14 protein-coding genes are annotated in these 18,552 nt (G+C 57.2%); 12 read left to right on the top strand and 2 right to left on the bottom strand.

Annotation, left to right across the window (positions count from 1 at the left end):
• Nucleotides 1-114: 114 nt before the first annotated feature.
• The 8 genes from argC (at nucleotide 115) to L6439_RS25370 (ending at nucleotide 10,811) form a co-directional block, all read left to right on the top strand.
• Entirely contained in the window at nucleotides 115-1,176 is a 1,062-nt protein-coding gene (argC, locus tag L6439_RS25405; RefSeq protein WP_213471274.1) for an N-acetyl-gamma-glutamyl-phosphate reductase, read from the top strand.
• Between the two features lie 39 nt (nucleotides 1,177-1,215).
• On the top strand, nucleotides 1,216-2,469 hold the full coding sequence (gene argJ, locus L6439_RS25400) for a bifunctional glutamate N-acetyltransferase/amino-acid acetyltransferase ArgJ (RefSeq protein WP_213471273.1): 1,254 nt from the start codon (nucleotides 1,216-1,218) through the stop codon (nucleotides 2,467-2,469).
• A gap of 128 nt (nucleotides 2,470-2,597) precedes the next feature.
• Nucleotides 2,598-3,455 carry an acetylglutamate kinase gene (gene argB / locus L6439_RS25395; RefSeq protein ID WP_168179088.1) on the top strand — a complete coding sequence of 286 codons (858 nt, stop codon included), beginning with the start codon at nucleotides 2,598-2,600 and terminating at the stop codon, nucleotides 3,453-3,455.
• Entirely contained in the window at nucleotides 3,452-4,654 is a 1,203-nt protein-coding gene (locus L6439_RS25390) for an acetylornithine transaminase (protein WP_269155956.1), read from the top strand. The genes argB and L6439_RS25390 overlap by 4 nt, the downstream gene beginning before the upstream one ends.
• A 121-nt stretch (nucleotides 4,655-4,775) precedes the next feature.
• Nucleotides 4,776-5,726 carry an ornithine carbamoyltransferase gene (gene argF, locus L6439_RS25385; RefSeq protein WP_168179087.1) on the top strand — a complete coding sequence of 317 codons (951 nt, stop codon included), beginning with the start codon at nucleotides 4,776-4,778 and terminating at the stop codon, nucleotides 5,724-5,726.
• A 66-nt stretch (nucleotides 5,727-5,792) separates the two neighbouring features.
• Nucleotides 5,793-7,049 carry an argininosuccinate synthase gene (locus tag L6439_RS25380; protein ID WP_213471272.1) on the top strand — a complete coding sequence of 419 codons (1,257 nt, stop codon included), beginning with the start codon at nucleotides 5,793-5,795 and terminating at the stop codon, nucleotides 7,047-7,049.
• Nucleotides 7,050-7,160: 111 nt separating this feature from the next.
• Nucleotides 7,161-8,576 carry an argininosuccinate lyase gene (argH, locus tag L6439_RS25375; RefSeq protein ID WP_213471271.1) on the top strand — a complete coding sequence of 472 codons (1,416 nt, stop codon included), beginning with the start codon at nucleotides 7,161-7,163 and terminating at the stop codon, nucleotides 8,574-8,576.
• Nucleotides 8,577-9,635: 1,059 nt separating this feature from the next.
• A complete protein-coding gene (locus L6439_RS25370) occupies nucleotides 9,636-10,811 on the top strand; it encodes a KamA family radical SAM protein (RefSeq protein ID WP_213471270.1) in 1,176 nt (391 codons plus the stop codon).
• Between the two features lie 337 nt (nucleotides 10,812-11,148).
• Here L6439_RS25370 and L6439_RS25365 read toward each other — a convergent pair whose 3' ends face one another.
• Both L6439_RS25365 and L6439_RS25360 read right to left on the bottom strand, forming a co-directional pair.
• Nucleotides 11,149-12,585: a VanW family protein gene (locus tag L6439_RS25365; protein ID WP_168179083.1), complete on the bottom strand. Its 1,437-nt coding sequence runs from the start codon at nucleotides 12,583-12,585 to the stop codon at nucleotides 11,149-11,151.
• Nucleotides 12,586-12,691: 106 nt separating this feature from the next.
• Nucleotides 12,692-13,717, bottom strand: a complete 1,026-nt coding sequence (locus tag L6439_RS25360) for an alpha/beta hydrolase (protein WP_237096642.1) — start codon at nucleotides 13,715-13,717, stop codon at nucleotides 12,692-12,694.
• Between the two features lie 278 nt (nucleotides 13,718-13,995).
• Between L6439_RS25360 and ftsE the strand changes: the two genes are divergently transcribed.
• From ftsE to L6439_RS25340, 4 genes are all read left to right on the top strand, one after another.
• Nucleotides 13,996-14,682, top strand: a complete 687-nt coding sequence (gene ftsE / locus L6439_RS25355) for a cell division ATP-binding protein FtsE (protein WP_168179082.1) — start codon at nucleotides 13,996-13,998, stop codon at nucleotides 14,680-14,682.
• Complete coding sequence (gene ftsX, locus L6439_RS25350; protein WP_168179081.1) at nucleotides 14,672-15,583, top strand: permease-like cell division protein FtsX; 912 nt, start codon at nucleotides 14,672-14,674, stop codon at nucleotides 15,581-15,583. Before ftsE ends, ftsX begins: the two co-directional genes overlap by 11 nt.
• Nucleotides 15,584-15,654: 71 nt before the next feature.
• Nucleotides 15,655-16,887: a murein hydrolase activator EnvC family protein gene (locus L6439_RS25345; RefSeq protein WP_168179156.1), complete on the top strand. Its 1,233-nt coding sequence runs from the start codon at nucleotides 15,655-15,657 to the stop codon at nucleotides 16,885-16,887.
• A gap of 72 nt (nucleotides 16,888-16,959) precedes the next feature.
• On the top strand, nucleotides 16,960-18,399 hold the full coding sequence (locus tag L6439_RS25340; RefSeq protein ID WP_168179080.1) for a S41 family peptidase: 1,440 nt from the start codon (nucleotides 16,960-16,962) through the stop codon (nucleotides 18,397-18,399).
• The last annotated feature ends 153 nt before the right edge of the window (nucleotides 18,400-18,552 follow it).

The raw sequence follows: 18,552 nt of genomic DNA, 5'->3' as shown, positions 1-18,552 counted from the left end.
AAGGAAATTGGAAAAGTGATTGTATTTATATAAACTCGGATGTATAATGATACATAAATTATTGCGCCGGAACGTATTTTCTACTGAAAGGCAAAGAAATGGAGAGATCGAGACATGGGGAAGGAACAGGCAATGAAGGTGGCGATTGTCGGATCGACGGGTTATGGCGGCGTGGAACTGATTCGTCTGCTGCTGAATCACCCGTATGCGGACATTGCGTCCGTCATATCGGCTTCGAGCGCGGGGACGCCGATAGCTGCCGGATTTCCGCATCTGCATGAGATCGTGACCGACACGCTCGATGGGGTTGACCCGGAGCTGATCAAGAGCAAGGCCGATGTCGTGTTCACGGCGACGCCATCGGGCGTCAGCGCCAAGCTCGTGCCGCAGCTGCTGCAGGCGGGCCTTAAGGTCATCGATCTGTCCGGGGATTTCCGGTTGAAGGACGGGGCGGAATATATGAAGTGGTATAAGCATGATGCGCCGCCCGCCGAGCTGCTGGAGGAAGCGGTGTACGGCCTGTGCGAATGGAGCGGCCGCGCGGAGCGGGTGAAGGGACGAAGGCTGATCTCCAATCCGGGCTGTTATACGACGGCCGCGCTGCTTGGCCTAGCGCCTGCGGTCCAGGCGGGCTGGATCGATCCGGCGACGATCATTATCGACGCCAAGTCCGGCGTGTCCGGAGCAGGGCGGGGCGTCAGCCTGAATGTTCATTACGCGGAGATGAACGAGAACTTCAAGGCTTACAAGGTCAACCAGCACCAGCATATTCCGGAGATCGAGCAGCTGCTTGGCGAGGCTGTGGGAGCGCCTGTAACCGTGACCTTCACGACCCATCTGACGCCGATGACGCGCGGCATTTTGTGCACGATGTACAGCACGCTAACCGGGGATTATACGGAACAGGACTTCATTCGGCTCTATCGGGAGAGCTACGCGGGGCGGCGCTTCGTCCGCATACGCCCGCAAGGAGAGCTTCCGGCTACGAAGGAAGTGTTCGGCTCGAACTATTGCGATATCGGCTTCGCGGTCGATGCGCGAACGAAGCGGGTGACGGTCATTTCCGTCCTCGACAACGTCGTCAAGGGAGCGGCCGGGCAGGCCATCCAGAATTTGAATCTGATGATGGGCTGGGAGGAGAGCAGCGGACTGCAGCTCGCTCCGGTCTACCCTTAATCACAAGTTACCATTTCAGAAGAAGAAGGTCGATGCCTTATGAAAAATACAGAAACCTTGCTTACCGCCACTGAGGCGCCTTTTCACGCAATTCCCGGTTCGGTCACGACGCCGCTTGGCTTTCGTGCCGGGGGCCTGCATTGCGGACTGAAAAAAACCGATCGCAATGATCTCGGCGCCATCGTATGCGACGTGGCGGCGACGGCGGCGGCGGTCTACACGACGAACGCCTTCCAGGCGGCCCCGCTGGCCGTAACGCGCGCCAGCCTGGCGGAAGCCGGCACGCTGCGCGCCGTGCTCGTCAACAGCGGCAACGCCAACGCCTGCACCGGCAAGCAGGGCGAGGCGGACGCATACCGCATGCGCAGCGGCTTTGCCGGGCAGTTGGGCGTCGCGCCGCATGAGGTGGCGGTCGCTTCGACCGGGGTCATCGGCGAGCCGCTGAAGATGGATTGCGTCGAGCGGGGCATGGCGGCTTTGCCTGCCCGGCTGACGGCGGAGGCGGACGGCGCCGAGCAATTCGCGCAGGCGATTCTGACGACGGATCTCGTGAAGAAGGAAGCCTGCGCGGCGGTAACCGTGAACGGCAAGACGGTTACCGTCGCCGGCGCGGCCAAAGGCTCCGGCATGATTCATCCGAATATGGCGACGATGCTCGGCTTCGTAACGACCGACGCGGCGGTTGAGCGCTCCGCGCTGGAACGGCTGCTGCGGCAGACGACCGACGTGACGTTCAATATGATTACGGTGGACGGCGACACGAGCACGAATGATATGCTGCTCGCGATGGCCAGCGGCTTGGCGGGCAATGAACCGCTGCAAGAAGGCCATCCGGACTGGGCGTCGTTCGCCTCCGCCTTCCGCTATATCTGCGGCCAGCTGGCGCAGGCGATTGCCCGCGACGGTGAAGGCGCGACGAAGCTCATCGAGGTGAGCGTCACCGGCGCGGCGACCGATGACGCGGCCCGGGCGATTGCGAAGTCGATTATCGGCTCCAGCCTCGTCAAGTCCGCCGCTTTCGGGGCGGATGCGAACTGGGGGCGGATTATCGCGGCGGTCGGTTATTCGGGCCAGCCGGTGAACATCGACACCGTCGATATTCATATCGGGCCCATCGAGGTGCTGAAGCAATCGACGCCGGTGCCGTTCGATGAAGAGGCGGCGCTGGACTATTTGAAGGGCGATACGGTGCATATCCAGGTCGGCCTGCATATGGGCAGCGGCGAAGCGACGGCATGGGGCTGCGACCTCACCTATGATTATGTCCGCATCAATGCGGCCTACCGGACGTAGATAGCGGCCAAGTAATTGATGGGATTAATCATTTATTCCGCTAAAGATAATAGACCTTAATAAAGTTAATAAATAGAGGTAATGAGTTTAAAGAGAGATTAGCTTCCCGATGGAGAGGGGGATGGACCTTGCACACGTTGTCTGAGGAGCAGGGAACCGGGACGAAGCGCTTCGTACGGACGGAACGGTTCGTCATGAAATGCGGAGGCAGCACCCTGGCGGCGCTGCCCGATACCTTTTATCAGCAGCTGACGCAGCTGCAGGCGGAAGGCACGATGCCGGTCATCGTGCACGGCGGCGGTCCGGCCATATCGGCGATGCTCGACAAGCTCGGCATCGAGAGCGAGTTCGTAGGCGGACTGCGCAAGACGGACGAGGCCGTGCTGGACGTCGTGGAAATGGTGCTGGCCGGACAGATCAACAAGCAGATTGTCCGGCGCTTGACCGGGACGGGCGCGCGTGCGGTCGGCCTGTCGGGAACGGACGGCGGGCTCATCCAGGCCCGGCCGGTCGCCAATCAGGCGGAAGTCGGCTACGTCGGCGACGTGACACAGGTGAACGCCGGGCTCGTGGAGGCGCTGATCAGCCGGCAGTATATGCCGGTCATCGCGCCGATCGGACTCGATGGAGGCGGACAGCGCTACAACATTAACGCGGACACAGCGGCCGGCGCAGTCGCCGCGCATCTCGGCGTGGAGCGGCTCATCGTCATTACCGATGTGCCTGGAATTATGAAGATGAACGACGGCGCCCGCACCGTCCTCCCCGTCGTCACGACCGCGGAGATCGAGGCGATGATCGGGAGCGGGGAGATTTACGGCGGGATGATTCCGAAGGTGCGGGCCGCGATGCAGTCTATGGCGGGCGGCGTGAGGGAAGTCGTCATCGCGGACGGAGCGGAGCCCGGAATATTGCGCCGGCTGATGAGCGGCGAAAACATCGGCACGCGAATCGTGCAGGAAGAGGATGAGGAGGGAGTACAGTGACACAGGCGGACCATGTAACACCATCATTATTGCCAACCTATGCGCGCTATCCAATCACTCTCGTGAAAGGAAGCGGCAGCCGATTATGGGATGATCGGGGCCACTCGTATTTGGACTTCATGAGCGGCATCGCTGTCGCGAACCTCGGGCATGTGCCGGAGCGGGTCAAGGCGCGCGTGCAGGAGCAATTGGATACGCTCTGGCACGTCTCCAACCTGTTCCGCATTCCGCAGCAGGAGCAGGCAGCCGAATGGCTGACGAATCATACATGCGCGGACGCGGTTTTCTTTTGCAATAGCGGAGCGGAGGCGAACGAGGCCGCCATCAAGCTGGCCCGCCGCTATCACGCCAAGGTGGCGAAGAGCGGACGCTACGAGATCATTACGTTCCAGCAGTCGTTCCACGGCCGGACGCTGGCGACGCTGACGGCGACGGGGCAGGATAAGGTGAAGGAAGGCTTCCGCCCGCTGCCGGAAGGCTTCCGCTATGTGCCGTTCAACGATATCGACAGCTTGCGGGCGGCCGTGAACGATAAGACAGCCGCTATCATGCTGGAGATCGTGCAGGCCGAAGGCGGCGTGCACACGATTAAGGCCGCCTTCGCCCAGGAAGTGGCGAAGCTGTGCGCCGAGCATGGGCTGCTGCTGCTTATCGACGAGGTACAGACCGGCATGGGCCGCACGGGAGCGCTGTTCGCGCACGAGCATTACGGGCTTGAGCCCGACATATTCACCGTGGCGAAGGGACTGGGCAGCGGATTCCCGGTTGGAGCGATGCTTGCCAAGGAGCATCTGCGCGAAGCATTTGGTCCCGGCAGCCACGGATCGACCTTCGGCGGCAACCCGCTCGCGATGTCCGCGGTCATCGGCACGATGGAGACGATGATCGAGCAGAAGGTCGCGCAGCGGGCCGGAGAGCGCGGAGCGTATCTGCTGAACTCGCTGAAGGTGAAGCTGAGCGACGTCCCGGTCGTACAGGATGTCCGCGGCTTGGGGCTCATCATCGGCATCGAATGCGGCGAGCCGGCTGCGGACATCGTGGAAGCCGCAAGGGCCGCCGGATTGCTCGTCATTACGGCCGGTCCGAACGTCGTCCGGCTGCTGCCGAACCTGCTGGTCACGACGGAGGAGATCGATGAGGCGGTCTCGATTCTGCACCAAGTGCTGGAGGCGCGTTCGCAGGCCAAGGCGATCGTATAAATCAATAACATACCCCGAGCCTGCCGGGCGCTTGCGGCCGGCGGCTTCGGTTCACTCATGGCGCAACAGGAACAGATTCGCGGCGAACCGCCGCAACAACACGGAACCCGGAGGTGGCTTCATGACTTTGACAGAGGCGAAGATTGATTTGCGCGGTCGCGATTTCATCGCGCTGGCCGATTATACGAAGGAAGAGCTTGAATACCTAATCGATTTGGCGATCGAACTGAAGCGCAAGCAGAAGGCGGGCGAGGCGTACCGGCCGCTGGCGGGGAAGACGCTTGGCATGATTTTCGAGAAGTCGTCCACCCGGACTCGCGTCTCCTTCGAGGTGGGCATGTACCAGTTGGGCGGGCATGCGCTCTTTTTGAGCAAAAACGATCTCCAGCTAGGACGCGGAGAGACGATCTCGGATACGGCGCAGGTGATGTCCCGCTACTTGGACGGCATCATGATTCGGACGTTCGCCCATCGCACGGTCATTGACCTGGCGCGCAGCGCGACGATTCCGGTCATCAACGGACTGACGGATATGAGCCATCCGTGCCAGGTTCTGGCCGACTACCAGACGGTTCTCGAACATAAAGGCCGTCTGGCCGGCTTGAAGGTCGCTTATATCGGCGACGGCAACAATATGGCGCACTCGCTTATGATGGGCGCCGCGAAGCTTGGCGTCAACATGGCGGTCGCTTCGCCGGAAGGCTATGCGCCGGATGCGAATGTCATTGCCCAATGCGAGGAGCAGTCGGGCCTGACCGGAGCGGAACTCCTTATCACCCAGGATCCCGCCGAAGCGGTTGCGGATGCGGATGTCATTTACACGGATGTGTGGGCAAGCATGGGCTTCGAGGAAGAGCAGAAGATGCGGGAGCAAGCGTTCAAAAACTTCCAGGTGAACGAGGAACTCGTGCGCTATGCGAAGCCGGATTACATCTTCATGCACTGCCTGCCGGCGCATCGCGGCGAAGAGGTAAGCGCGGGCGTCATTGACGGCGGCAATTCGGTTATTTTCGACGAGGCGGAAAATCGCCTCCATGCACAGAAGGCCATCTTGGCGGCTTTGATGGGATAATCGGATAGCCAGGACGCCGGGACAGCATTGCAGCTAACGGGACGAAGAGGAACGGGGGAGACAGAAGTGGAAAAGATCAAAATCGTATTGGCGTATTCGGGCGGCCTCGATACGTCGGTCATTTTAACCTGGCTAAAAGAAACCTATGACGCCGAAATTATCGCTTTCACCGCGGATGTGGGCCAAAAGGAAGAGCTGGACGGCCTCGAAGCGAAAGCGATCGCGACCGGCGCATCCAAAGTATATATCGATGATCTCCAGGAGGAGTTCGCTCGCGATTTCATCTATCCGATGTTCCAGGCGGGCGCCCTGTATGAAGGCCAATATTTGCTCGGCACGAGCATCGCGCGTCCGCTGATTGCGAAGCGCATGGTCGAGATTGCCCGCAAGGAAGGGGCCAAATTCATCGCGCACGGCGCGACGGGCAAAGGCAATGACCAGGTGCGCTTCGAACTGGCGGTCGCTTCGCTGGCGCCGGACATCGAAGTCATCGCCCCATGGCGCTCCGAAGAATTCCGGGCCCAATTCCCGGGCCGGGCCGAGATGATCGCCTATGCGGAGAAGCATGGCATTCCGGTCCAGGCATCGGCGGCGAAGCCGTACTCGACCGACCGCAATCTGCTTCATATCAGCTTCGAGAGCGGCATGCTGGAGGATCCGTGGTTCGACGCGGCTGCCGACAGCAACAAGGAAATGTACGTGCTGAGCGCGGCCCCGGAAGATGCGCCGGATGAAGCCGAGTACGTCGAATTGACGTTCGAGCAGGGGAATTGCGTCGCGGTCAACGGCGAACGCCTGACGCCGCTGCAGGTGATGAACAAGCTGAATGAGCTTGGGGGCAAGCACGGCATCGGCCGCGTCGACATGGTCGAGAACCGCTTCGTGGGCATGAAGAGCCGGGGCGTGTACGAGACGCCGGGCGGCACGATTCTGTTCACCGCTCACCGGAAAATGGAGTCGCTCACGATGGACCGCGAAGTGATGCATCTGCGGGACTCGCTTATTCCGAAATATAGTTCGATTGTGTACAACGGCTTCTGGTTCGCGCCAGAGCGCCTGGCGATCCAAGCGCTTGTGGACGAGAGCCAAAAGCATGTTACGGGCACGGTCCGTCTGAAGCTGTATAAAGGCAATGTCATCGGCGCCGGCGTGCAGAGCCCGTTGAGCCTGTACAATCCGGATATCGCGACGATGGAAGCCGATCCGACTCAGGCTTACGATCAAAATGACGCGACCGGTTTCATTCATCTGAACGCGCTGCGGCTGAAGGTCGCATCCGGTGTTCACGGCGCGAGCGTGCACGGAGCGAAGCTGGAGCAGTAGACGGCACGGAACAGGCAGGCGGGACTCGGCAGCTGTGCACGGCAGCTGCCGCCGTTGCCGCAGGCATGAAATGCCGGTCTGCAACGCAAGCAAGGTGGAGGGGGTAACAGGGTGAGCAAATTATGGGGCGGCCGGTTCACGAAGCAGACGAACGAGTTGGTGGAACAATACACGGCCTCGATCTCATTTGACAAATTGATGGCAGAAGAAGATATTCAGGGCAGTCTCGCGCATGTCGCCATGCTGGGCCGCTGCGGAATTTTGCCGCAGGACGATGTCGAGACCATCAAGGACGGATTGAATCAAGTTTTGGACCGGATTCGGAACGGCGAGATGGAGTATTCCGTATCCGATGAAGATATCCATATGAATATCGAAAAAGCGCTGATGGAAATCGTCGGCCCGGTTGGCGGAAAGCTCCATACGGGACGGAGCCGCAACGATCAGGTGGCAACCGATATGCATTTGTACTTGCGCAAGCATGTCGTCTCCTTCGCCGGCTTGCTGGCGGACCTGCAGAACGCGCTTATCAAGCAGGCCAAGGAAAATATCGGGACAATCGTGCCGGGCTATACGCATTTACAGCGGGCGCAGCCGATCCTGTTCGCCCATCATCTCATGGCGTACGTATCCATGTTCGAGCGCGATATCGAGCGGCTTATCGACAGCTACAAGCGGATCAATGCGCTGCCGCTCGGCGCCGGCGCCTTGGCGGGAACGACCTTCGCCATCGACCGGCATCTGGTCGCCGAGCAGCTCGGCTTCGACCGCGTCTACGAGAACAGCCTCGACGCGGTGAGCGACCGCGACTTTATCGTCGAGTTCCTCTCGAACGCGTCGCTCATCATGATGCACCTGTCCCGCCTCTGCGAGGAGTTGGTGCTCTGGTCGAGCACCGAGTTCCAGTTCATCGAGCTGGACGACGCGTTCTGCACGGGCTCGAGCATCATGCCGCAGAAGAAAAATCCGGATGTGGCCGAGCTCGTGAGGGGCAAGACCGGACGCGTGTACGGGCATCTCGTCGGCATGCTGACGGTGCTCAAGGCGCTGCCGCTCGCGTACAACAAAGACATGCAGGAAGACAAGGAGGGCATGTTCGATACGGTCGAGACGCTCGATGGAGCGCTGCGCCTGTTCGTGCCGATGATCGGCACGATGAAGGTCAACCGCGGCCGGATGGCCGATGCGGTCCGCCAGGATTTCTCCAACGCGACCGACATCGCCGACTTCCTCGTGAACAAAGGCTTGCCGTTCCGGCAGGCGCATGAAGTGATCGGCAAGACGGTGCTCTACTGCATCGAGCGGAACAAGTTCTTGCTCGATCTGACGCTGGAAGAATTCCAGCAATTCTCCCCGCTGTTCGACGAGCGCATCTATACGGTGCTCCAGCCGGAGAACGTGGTCAACGCCCGCAACGTCTACGGAGGGACCGCGACCGGACAAGTGCAGGCGGCGATCGCCCGCGCCGAGCAAGCAGCGGCGAAGACGGCGGCCTGGGTGCAGGAAAAGCAGCAGCCAAATGCGTAACGGATAAAATCGGGCACATTGGTTCCTGAAAATGCCCCCTGCCCGTTATAACGCTGGGCATGCGTTAATAGCGTCCCGTGAGGCGCTGACGCATGCCGTGCTATTCGAGAGGCTCCTGTCTGATGCGGCAGGGGCCTCAATGATTGTGCCGACGGGCTCGGCTGCCGCTTGTTGTTCTCTGTAAGTTGTTGGGAAAAGCCCGAAGAGAGAAAGCCTCTTTCTTTTTGCTCAGATGCGGTTTGATTGCTGTGCGCAATCTTTTCCGGGAATGCGAATGGATGAAAACTTCTGCTAGAGCCAGTCTCCCCAAAGCTCAGTAACGAGGAGAAATAAGTAGGGAAGAATGAGCATGAATAGATAATCCAGGTCCTTAGCTTCATCCCCCTAAAGCCCTGTGTACTCGCTCCCTTACAAGCATTCTCCCTTAAGCTCAGAAGAAGATATACGCGGCATGCCTTGCGAATAATATCCCCAACAGTCAGGTATGGTTTCTTTCTGTAGACGCACTATGTGCATGATCCCCTTTGGTCAGATAAAGATAGGAGGAACCGAACCCTTTTAGGGCATATCCCCATAATTCAGGATTGATTTTTAGCACGCAATTCCTCCCTTTTATCATGCGATGCTGGCAACCGGCCAAGTCGGACTCGAGCGTAATGTATAGGCAGTCGTTCCAAAAGTCTTGCATAGCAAGGGCATTCTGACCCGATGGGATATTGGCTAAAAGGTCCTTGGAAGGGCACCTGACTGGACGGGATATTGGTCATAAGAGCCTTGAAGGGATACCTGACGTTATGGGAGACTGGCAAAAGAGCCTCTGAAGGGCACCTGACGGGATGGGAGACTAGCCAAAAGAGCCTCGAACAGGTGCCTGACGGGACGGGATACTGGCTAAAAGAGTCTTCAAGAGGATACCGAACCGAAGAAGACTGGCATCAATTGGCGGGACTTGAACGTAAATGTTAACAAGACCTTCATTTGTCACCATATGTTACTTGTTGTATAATAAAAGGAAGGCGCTTTCATTGGCCGATACAACTGTATACAGGAGGGATGTCCATGCCTATGCCGAAGTACGTTACCGACATCGAGAAGATCACGCAGATACCCGAGACGGAGAGGAAACGGCTAAAGCAAATCACGGAAAAGTTCGTATTTCGTGTAAATGACTATTATTTGAACCTCATTGATTGGAACGACCCCGATGACCCTATTCGGAAGCTAGTGATTCCGAACACGGGTGAACTTCAGGAGTACGGCCGTTGGGATGCCTCGGATGAGGACACCAACTATGTCGTCCCCGGCTGCCAGCACAAGTATGGCACTACCGCCTTGTTAATTGTGTCGGAGGTATGCGGCGCCTATTGCCGATACTGCTTCCGCAAGCGCCTCTTCCGCAACGATGTCAAAGAAGCTATGTCCGATGTCAATCCCGGCTTGGCCTATATCGCCGAGCACCCCGAGATCAACAATGTCCTGTTAACCGGCGGGGATAGCCTCATCCTCGCGACGCCGAAGCTGAGAATGATTCTGGAACGTCTTCGCGCCATCCCGCATGTACAGATCATTCGCCTCGGATCCAAAATGCCTGTATTCAATCCGATGCGAATCTATGAAGACAACGCGCTGCTGGAGACGATCCGTGAGTTCTCCTCGGCCGACAAGCGCATCTATGTCATGGCTCATGTTAATCACCCGCGCGAGATTACAGCCGAAGCGAAGCGGGGCTTCGAAGCGCTCCATCAGGCCGGCGCCATCGTCGTCAATCAGACGCCCGTCCTCCGCGGCATCAATGATAATGCCGATGTGCTCGGCGAGCTTCTCGACAAGCTGTCCTGGGCAGGCGTGACGCCATATTATTTCTTCATCAATCGCCCGGTAGCGGGGAATAGCGAATTCGTGCTTCCGTTGAAGGAGGTGTACCGCCTGGTGGAGGAGGCGAAGGCGAAGACATCCGGCTTAGGGAAGCGGGTCCGCCTCTCGATGAGCCATACGTCAGGGAAGATCGAGATTCTGGCGATCGAAAACGGCAAGGCCTATCTGAAATATCACCAGTCCCGAGACAACCATTACGGGCGCTTCATGGTTCTGGATTGTCCGGATGACGCGGCCTGGTTCGATGATTTGCCGGGCAACGAGCGGTTCTGGACGCCGCCGGTGAAGAAGATTGAGGATGTCGTGTCTGTCAATGCGCTGCCGGATATGCCGCAGCGTCGAACGAAGAGGGATGCGTAATGCAAAGTTCCGCCCTGTCGATTGTCCGCTTTGTTTTTCTGTCGACCGGTTCCGAATCCGGCGCATGCGAACAGTCTGGCCTGTCCATGTGAGGAAGGGCCCGGCATGGGAGGACGACCGACTAGAGGGTATGGCGGCGACTGCAAGCTGTCGCCTTGCATCCGGATCCAACTTCATTCTTATGAAGAGGCGGCGCTCACCGCATGGCGGCCGGGCGACCCATAAGAACATCATCTTGAGCAGAGAACAGCCTTGGCCCCGTACGGCCAAGGCTGTATTGCATGCCCTCCTGAAGTTCGCAAGACATGCGCGGCATGCTGAGCGGCACGGGGCCCGATTATGTATTCGGCTTGAAATCAGGCCCGTTGATTCCATCCTCCACGATCGGTTCCTTGTCGCTCTTCGGCTTCGCCGGTGCGGTTCCGCTGCCGCTGTTGACGGCAATCAGCGACGGTTGAGGCTGGTAGGTATCCAGGGCGATGCGCTCGCGCTCCACCTCTTTCCCGTTCACCATTTTGATGCGGTACGATTCGACGACATAGCCTTTTTTTCCCTGTTGCAGCACCTGCTGCGCCCCGGCTGTCAGATGCGGGTTTTTGACGTATTTCACTTGCGGATCCAGCACCTTCACGGTTTTTGTCTCCATTTTATAGGAAAGGTTCTTATCCATCGTGCCGAAAAATTTAATCGTCAAGCGCCCGTTTTCGGTCTCGGTCCGGATAAGGAGGTGCTTGCCGGTAGAGTTTTTGAACTTGAAATTGATATATCCCTGGGAAAATGTCGCGTCCAGCCCAAGAGGCAGGTATGAGACCGGCAGGGAATGATTGCGCCGTTCGACGATTTCCAGTCCTGTCCGGAGGACCGCATTGTAAAGCGTGCTTGACACCTGACAGATGCCGCCGCCGATGCCTGGCACCAATTTACCGTTGTAAATGACAGGGGCTTCCCTGAAGCCGTACTTTTTCTCTGTCTCCGCAATGACTTTGTCGTAGTCGAAAATATCGCCGGGCTTCAATATCATGTCATCGATCGTTTTGGCGGCCGATACGACATTATGCGTGCGCCCGTCCTCGGATTTGGCGAAGCCGGTCGAGAACTCGATGATTTTCCGCTCGATGCCTTCCGCCTTGAGGGAGGCGACCGTTACCGGCGGATCGGTCAGCGCCAATGGGGCTTCGATGCGAATGGGTCCTCCTTCATACCAGACCGGAGGAATAGCGGCCCGTATCAATTGCTCCAACTGAACGCGATCGATGCGGTAGACTTGCCGCTCCGGCGTATAGACGACCTGGTCATCCTTCGTAATCTCGCGCGAGGCATTGACCGGTTTCCCGAAGCTTGCCGTCTCCCAGCCTGGCGTAAACCGCTCCTTCCACACATCCTCTTTCCAATGAAACTGCAGATCCCAATCCTGATTGAAGCTTCTTCTTGCCGTTATCCGTTCCCAGAGAGAACCTTCCTGCAAAGGCTTCAGCGCGGCCAAGAACGGCTTGGCGTCATAGGTTACCCCGAGCTCGGATAAGGTCGTCTTGACCGGAGCTACCCCGCTGTTGCCGAAGGTGACCTCCACCGGCGTCGCTTCCAATTGCCGCACCCGCCGATTCAGCTCCTCGCGAAAGGCAGCAAAGGACATCCCGCCCACTTCCCAGGAAGAGAGCCGGACCTCCGGCGGAATGCGGTCTTGCGAAGCATAGCTGTTCGCCCAGCCCCACATGGCGGTAACGGCGAGCAGCAGCGAAGCGGCGGCGATGAATAGCGCATGGATTTTTCTCAAACCGATTGCCTCCTGCGTGAAGAAAGTAAAAGATCAGTCTCTCTCACTATATGCGCGCGAAGAGGCAAACTTTACTTGGAAAGCAGGGGGAACGCTTGTCTTGTCATCAGCTGCGCCTTCTCAAAAATTCAAGTGTTCTCCCTAATGTTTTTTCGGCATGGGGAGAAGTGAAATCGAATTGGTACTCATGACCCAACTCGGGATTCGTGCCGTCAAATAATACCGTGTCGGCTTCGACTCCGTTCCCAAGGAGAACGTCAATCAGATCCGCGGAATGCGGGGCCAGCGGATCGGCATCGCCGACGGTCAGAAAGACTGGCGGGTAATCCGGCGTAATGTGGTTCACCGTGGACATTTCGTCCAGCCGGGAGAACGTGCCGAAATTTTTGACACCCGTATAGGACCAAAATACCGACTTTACTCCAAACTGCAGAATAAAAGAGGACTGGGGCCGGGTCATTCTATCCATATTGTAAAGACCGCAGTATAATAAGGCGCCCTTGAGCTGTTTTTTGTCGACGGAAGGCTGTATCCCCATCGAATCCGCCAGATTTTCATTGGTGATGACAGCCGCGGTCTGGCTGGCGATGTGAGCGCCCGCCGAATCCCCGCCAATGAATAATCGGTTCATATCGCCGCCGTACTCCGAGATGTAGGCCTGCAAATATTCCAGCGCTTTGTTGGCCTGAATGACAGGCTGGGGATACTTCTCCCCCGGTGCAAGGGCGTAGTTGATATTGGCTACGATATACCCCTCATTGGCCAGCGCCATGCCATATTCTTGCGTTTGTTCTTTATTGCCTGACACGAATCCCCCTCCATGTATCCACATAATGACGGGGAGATCCTTGCCGGTATGCTTCGGACAGTAAATATCGAGGAGGCTGTTCTCCCTTCCGTGCTTATCATATACAACGTCTTTTACGACATGGACCTGCTTCTTGATCGTCTCGATGTTGGCGGGGGACGCGAAGGGCTTCCATTCGAAGAGCCGCTTAATGATCAGGGCATTCAGAGAAGGGGTGAACTGACCGATGATATATATGAGCAATCCAGGAATAACAAAGATAGGAAGAATCGCCATAAGAACGATCCATTGAATAATCCGGCGAGCCGTTTTCTTTGGTTTCATTCGAATCAACCCGTCCTTTCTCGTTGGCGCAGCTTGCGGGTTCGTTGATCCCGTTCATCCAAGTATGGAGATTGTAACATAACGGATTTGGCAAGGGAAAATGGCCTTTCCCCTTGCCGGGCCGATCTATGGTTCAGGTCGACATTTTCCGCATGATGAGCAGGGTCGAACGTCCTGAAGACCGGAAAAGATGTTGAATTTCGCTTGATCTTAGAGGAATTGGCGTGCGGGTGTCGAATATGTAGAGGCTAATCTTTTATAACGTAGGGTGTGATCATTTGATAGAAATGCAGGATGTGTGGAAGACGTACCCGGATGGATCGCATGCGTTGCGCGGTGTCTCTGTCCGGATTGACAAGGATGAGTTCGTCTATGTGGTTGGTCCATCCGGAGCGGGGAAATCAACCTTTATGAAGCTGATATACAGAGAGGAAATCCCGACGAAAGGGCAGATTGTCGTCAGCGGATTCAATATCGGGAAGCTGAAGCAGCGCAAAATTCCGTTCGTGCGGCGCAATATCGGCGTCGTATTCCAGGATTTCCGGCTGCTGCCCAAGCTGACTGCTTATGAAAATGTAGCCTTTGCAATGGAGGTCATTGAAGCGCCGCCGAAGGTCATTAAGCGCCGGGTGCCGGAGGTGCTCGAACTGGTGGGCTTGAAGCATAAGGCGGCAAGCCTGCCTGCCCAATTGTCGGGCGGGGAGCAGCAACGGGTCGCGATTGCCCGGGCGATCGTGAACAATCCGTCGGTTATCGTCGCGGACGAGCCGACCGGCAACCTCGACCCCGAGAATTCCTGGGGCATTATGAAGCTGCTGGAGGAAATTAATTACCGCGGGACGACGATTGTGATGGCGACGCACAACAAGGACATTGTCAACGCCATGCGTCAGCGGGTTATCGCGATCGAGCACGGACATATCGTGCGGGATGAGGTTCGGGGGGAATACGGATATGACTTTTAATACGTTGGCCCGCCATCTGAGAGAAGGCAGCAAGAGCTTGTTCCGCAACGGATGGATGTCATTCGCCTCCGTAAGTTCGATCGTGATCTCTCTGTTCATTCTCGGTGTATTTATGGTATTGTCCATCAACGTCAATGCCATTACGAACAATATTGACAATCAAGTGCAGATTCGGGTCTTCCTTCAATTGGATGTGACGCCGGAGCAGACGAAGCTGCTGGAGACGGATATCGGCAATATGTCCGAGGTCAGCAAGGTCGTCTTCATCTCGAAGAAGGAAGGAATGAAGCTGCTGGAGCAGCAGATGGGCGAAGAAGGCAAGGAACTCCTCGCCGGTTATAACGACGAGACCAACCCGCTGCCGGATTCCTTTACGGTTGATGTGTACGAGCCGGAAGATGTGCCGATGGTAGCCAAAAAAATCACAATGCTGAACGAGACCAACAGCGCCAAGCCGATCTGGAAGGTGCAGTACGGCAAAGGCACCGTCGAGACGTTGTTCAAAGTCACCTCGACCATCCGCAACTTCGGGCTGCTTGTCGTTGCCGGGCTGGCCGTGACGGCCATGTTCCTTATTTCCAACACGATTAAGGTAACGATTATGGCGCGCCAGCGCGAGATCGGCATTATGAAGCTGGTCGGCGCGACGAACTCTTTTATACGAGGGCCGTTCTTCGTGGAAGGGGCGCTCCTCGGCATCATTGGTTCGGTGGTGACCATCGCGTTGCTCTTCTATGGATATCAGCAGTTGACCACGCATTTTGAGTTCGGTCTGATGATTATCAAGTTGGTTCCCCTGGCGGATATTTGGCTCCTTGTGGGCGGGACGCTGCTTGGCCTGGGCATCGTCATCGGCGTATGGGGAAGCACGATTTCGATACGGAAGTTCTTGAAGGTATAATCATTTTTCTCAAAAATAAGATACTCGGCGCAGATGAACCAGATGACAGGTAAGGAGGAACCGTGTTGTTGATGAAGCAAGGACGGAAGAAGAAATGGATAGCCCTGATCGCAGCGGGCGCTCTTCTACTGACACTCGTGCCGCCGACGGTTGGGGAAGCGTCGGAGCTGGATAAAGTGAACAAGCAGCTTCAGGATCTGCAGCGGCAGATGCAGGAAGCGGAGAAGAAGCAGCAGGAGGCCGATGCGCAGAAAGCGCAGGCCGAGAAGCTGATTAAGAAGACGACCAAGGATCTGAATTACGTCGTCGGCGAGATCGAGAAGAAGACGAAGGAGATGCTTGACGTCACGCTTGAAATCGACAAGACGGAGGCGAATCTGGAGGAGGCGGCCCAGGAGCTGGAGGATGTCAAGCACCGGATCGCCGAACGGGAGAAGCTGCTCGATTCGCGCGTGCAGCTGATGTATACGAACGGCGCCGTCTCCTATATCGATGTGTTGTTCAGCGCCACAAGCTTCTCCGACTTCGTCGATCGGCTCGACTCGATGCAGACGATTGCTTCGCGGGACAAGGAAATATTGACCGAGCATAAGCGGGACAAGGAATTAGCCGTCGTCAAGAAGAAGGAGATCGAGACGGAGCTGAAGCGAGTCAAGCTGCTCTACGCGAAGCTGGATGAAGCGAAGAAGAACTTGCAGCTGAAGGAAAAAGAGAAAAAGGTCATGATCGCAAGCTATGAGAAGCAGGCGGAAGACAATCACGGCGTGAGCGAAGAGCAGGAGCGTCTTCTGATGGAATTCGCCAAGCAGCGGGCCGATCTGATCCGGAAGAAAAATGAGCTGAATGCGCAGCGTCAGCAGCGCAAGACGGGCCAAACGTCGCGGAAGGTCTATACGTATTCGGGCGGCAAGCTTGGTGTGCCGCTGCAAGACGATTACTACATTTCTTCGCCGTTCGGTTCCCGCACGGATCCGATTACCGGCGCCCGCAGCGCGTTCCATAGCGGCATCGATATGGCGACCCCGGGCGGGACGCCGATCTATGCGGCCGAGGACGGCGCGGTTATCGTAGCCGAGTGGTATGGGGGCTACGGCAATTGTGTTATAATTGATCACGGCAACGGACTCTGGACGCTGTATGGCCATATTCGTCCGGGCGGCATCAAGGTGCAGAAGGGCGATACCGTCAAGCGAGGCGACAAGATCGCGGAAGTCGGCCAGACCGGCCGCGCGACGGGCAACCATCTTCATTTCGAAGTGCGGGTGAACGGCGAACAGGTGGATCCGAAAGAATATCTCAAATAAAATGCACTGCAATGGCATATACTAGTAAAGACCTGAGCATGCGCATATGGACAAGACAAAGGCGGTGATTCAATGTCGTTCAAAGGACGGACGGTCGCCTTGCTTGTAGGGGCGGCAGTGCTGGCAAGCAGCGTGGTGACGCTGGCTGCGGTGGATTTGCCCAGTCTGGCCAGCGGAGGACAAGCAGCGGCCACAGGCAAAGGCCTGTCCCCGCAGGAGATGCAGAAGATCAATTCCGCACTCGGCATCATTGAAAATAAGTATGTAACCCCGGTAGAGCGCCAGAAGATCGTGAACGGGGCTGTGCATGGCATGATCTCGGCACTGCAGGATCCGTACTCCTCTTATATGGAGGCGGAGGAAGCCGAGCAATTCAATCACAGCATCGAAGGCGCCTTTACGGGCATCGGCGCGGAAGTGACGATGGAGAACGGCGAGGTCACGGTCGTATCCCCGATCAAGGGCTCGCCTGCCGAGAAGGCGGGCGTGAAGCCGAAGGATGTGCTTCTCTCTGTCAACGGGGAGAGCCTGGCAGGCAAGACGCTGAATGAAGCCGTGGAAAAGATTCGCGGCCCGAAAGGCACCAAGGCGAAAATCATGATCAAGCGCGCGGGGCAATCCCAGCCGATTGAGCTCACGGTCGTTCGCGATGAGGTGGACTTCGAGACTGTCTATCCGAAGATGCTGGATGACAAGATCGGCTATATCGAGGTGCGCCAGTTCTCGATGAACACGTTCGACCGCTTCAAGGAAGAACTGGAGAAGCTGGAGAAGCAGGGCATGAAGGGACTTGTCATCGACGTGCGCAGCAACCCGGGCGGTGTGCTCGATATCGTGCAGAAGATGACGGAGCAGTTCGTTCCGAAGGGCAAGACGATTGTGCAGGTGGAGAACCGCAACAAAGAGCGCGACAAGTACAACTCCCAGGGCACGTCCACAGCCGTGAAGCCTTATCCGATCGCGGTGCTGACCAACAAGGGCAGCGCGAGCGCATCCGAGATTATGGCGAGCGCGTTGAAGGAATCAGCCGGAGCGAAGCTGGTCGGCGAGCATACCTTCGGCAAAGGAACGGTCCAGACGAGTTATGATTCCGGCGACGGCGGCCTGATCAAGATTACGATCGCGAAATGGCTCACCCCGGACGGCAATTGGATTCATGAAAAAGGCATCGAACCGGACGTTGTCGTTCATCAGCCGGAATATTACAGCGTCGCGCCGCTTCCGCGGGACAAAACGCTCAAGTTCGATATGAACGATGCGGACGTGAAAAATATGCAGCTTATTCTCGATGGTCTCGGTTATAAGCCGGGCCGTACGGACGGCTATTTCTCCAAGGAGACCGAAGCCGCGCTGAAGTCGTTCCAGCGCGCTGCCGGATTGAACGCGACCGGCCAGGTCGACGCGAAGACGGCGGAGAAGCTGGAAGCCGACATTTTGAAGGCGATGCGCGATCCGAAGAATGATGCCCAATTGAAAAAAGCGGTAGAAACGGTGAAGCAGGAAATTCGCTAAGCGCCGTCGAATAAAGAAGGAAGGTCGCAAGCTTGAACTTGCCGGCCTTCCTTTTTTCAGCTATACGAAGAGTATGGGCTTGCATGTAAGCGCGGCTTAGATTCCCCGCGGCAGCGCCGTCCTCGCTACCCAAGAGGAGCAGCGGCATATCTG

The sequence above is a fragment of the Paenibacillus dendritiformis genome (genome assembly GCF_021654795.1).
Lineage (GTDB): Bacteria > Bacillota > Bacilli > Paenibacillales > Paenibacillaceae > Paenibacillus_B.
This window is presented reverse-complemented; position numbering and strand designations above follow the sequence as displayed.

What these genes read in the sequence shown, in the direction of transcription:
- ftsX (WP_168179081.1), top strand. Translation starts at nt 14,672, where the DNA reads ATGACTTTTAATACGTTGGCCCGCCATCTGAGAGAAGGCAGCAAGAGC.
- L6439_RS25360 (WP_237096642.1), bottom strand. Translation starts at nt 13,717, where the DNA reads ATGAAACCAAAGAAAACGGCTCGCCGGATTATTCAATGGATCGTTCTT.
- L6439_RS25345 (WP_168179156.1), top strand. Translation starts at nt 15,655, where the DNA reads ATGAAGCAAGGACGGAAGAAGAAATGGATAGCCCTGATCGCAGCGGGC.
- argC (WP_213471274.1), top strand. Translation starts at nt 115, where the DNA reads ATGGGGAAGGAACAGGCAATGAAGGTGGCGATTGTCGGATCGACGGGT.
- L6439_RS25340 (WP_168179080.1), top strand. Translation starts at nt 16,960, where the DNA reads ATGTCGTTCAAAGGACGGACGGTCGCCTTGCTTGTAGGGGCGGCAGTG.
- L6439_RS25370 (WP_213471270.1), top strand. Translation starts at nt 9,636, where the DNA reads ATGCCTATGCCGAAGTACGTTACCGACATCGAGAAGATCACGCAGATA.
- argF (WP_168179087.1), top strand. Translation starts at nt 4,776, where the DNA reads ATGACTTTGACAGAGGCGAAGATTGATTTGCGCGGTCGCGATTTCATC.
- argJ (WP_213471273.1), top strand. Translation starts at nt 1,216, where the DNA reads ATGAAAAATACAGAAACCTTGCTTACCGCCACTGAGGCGCCTTTTCAC.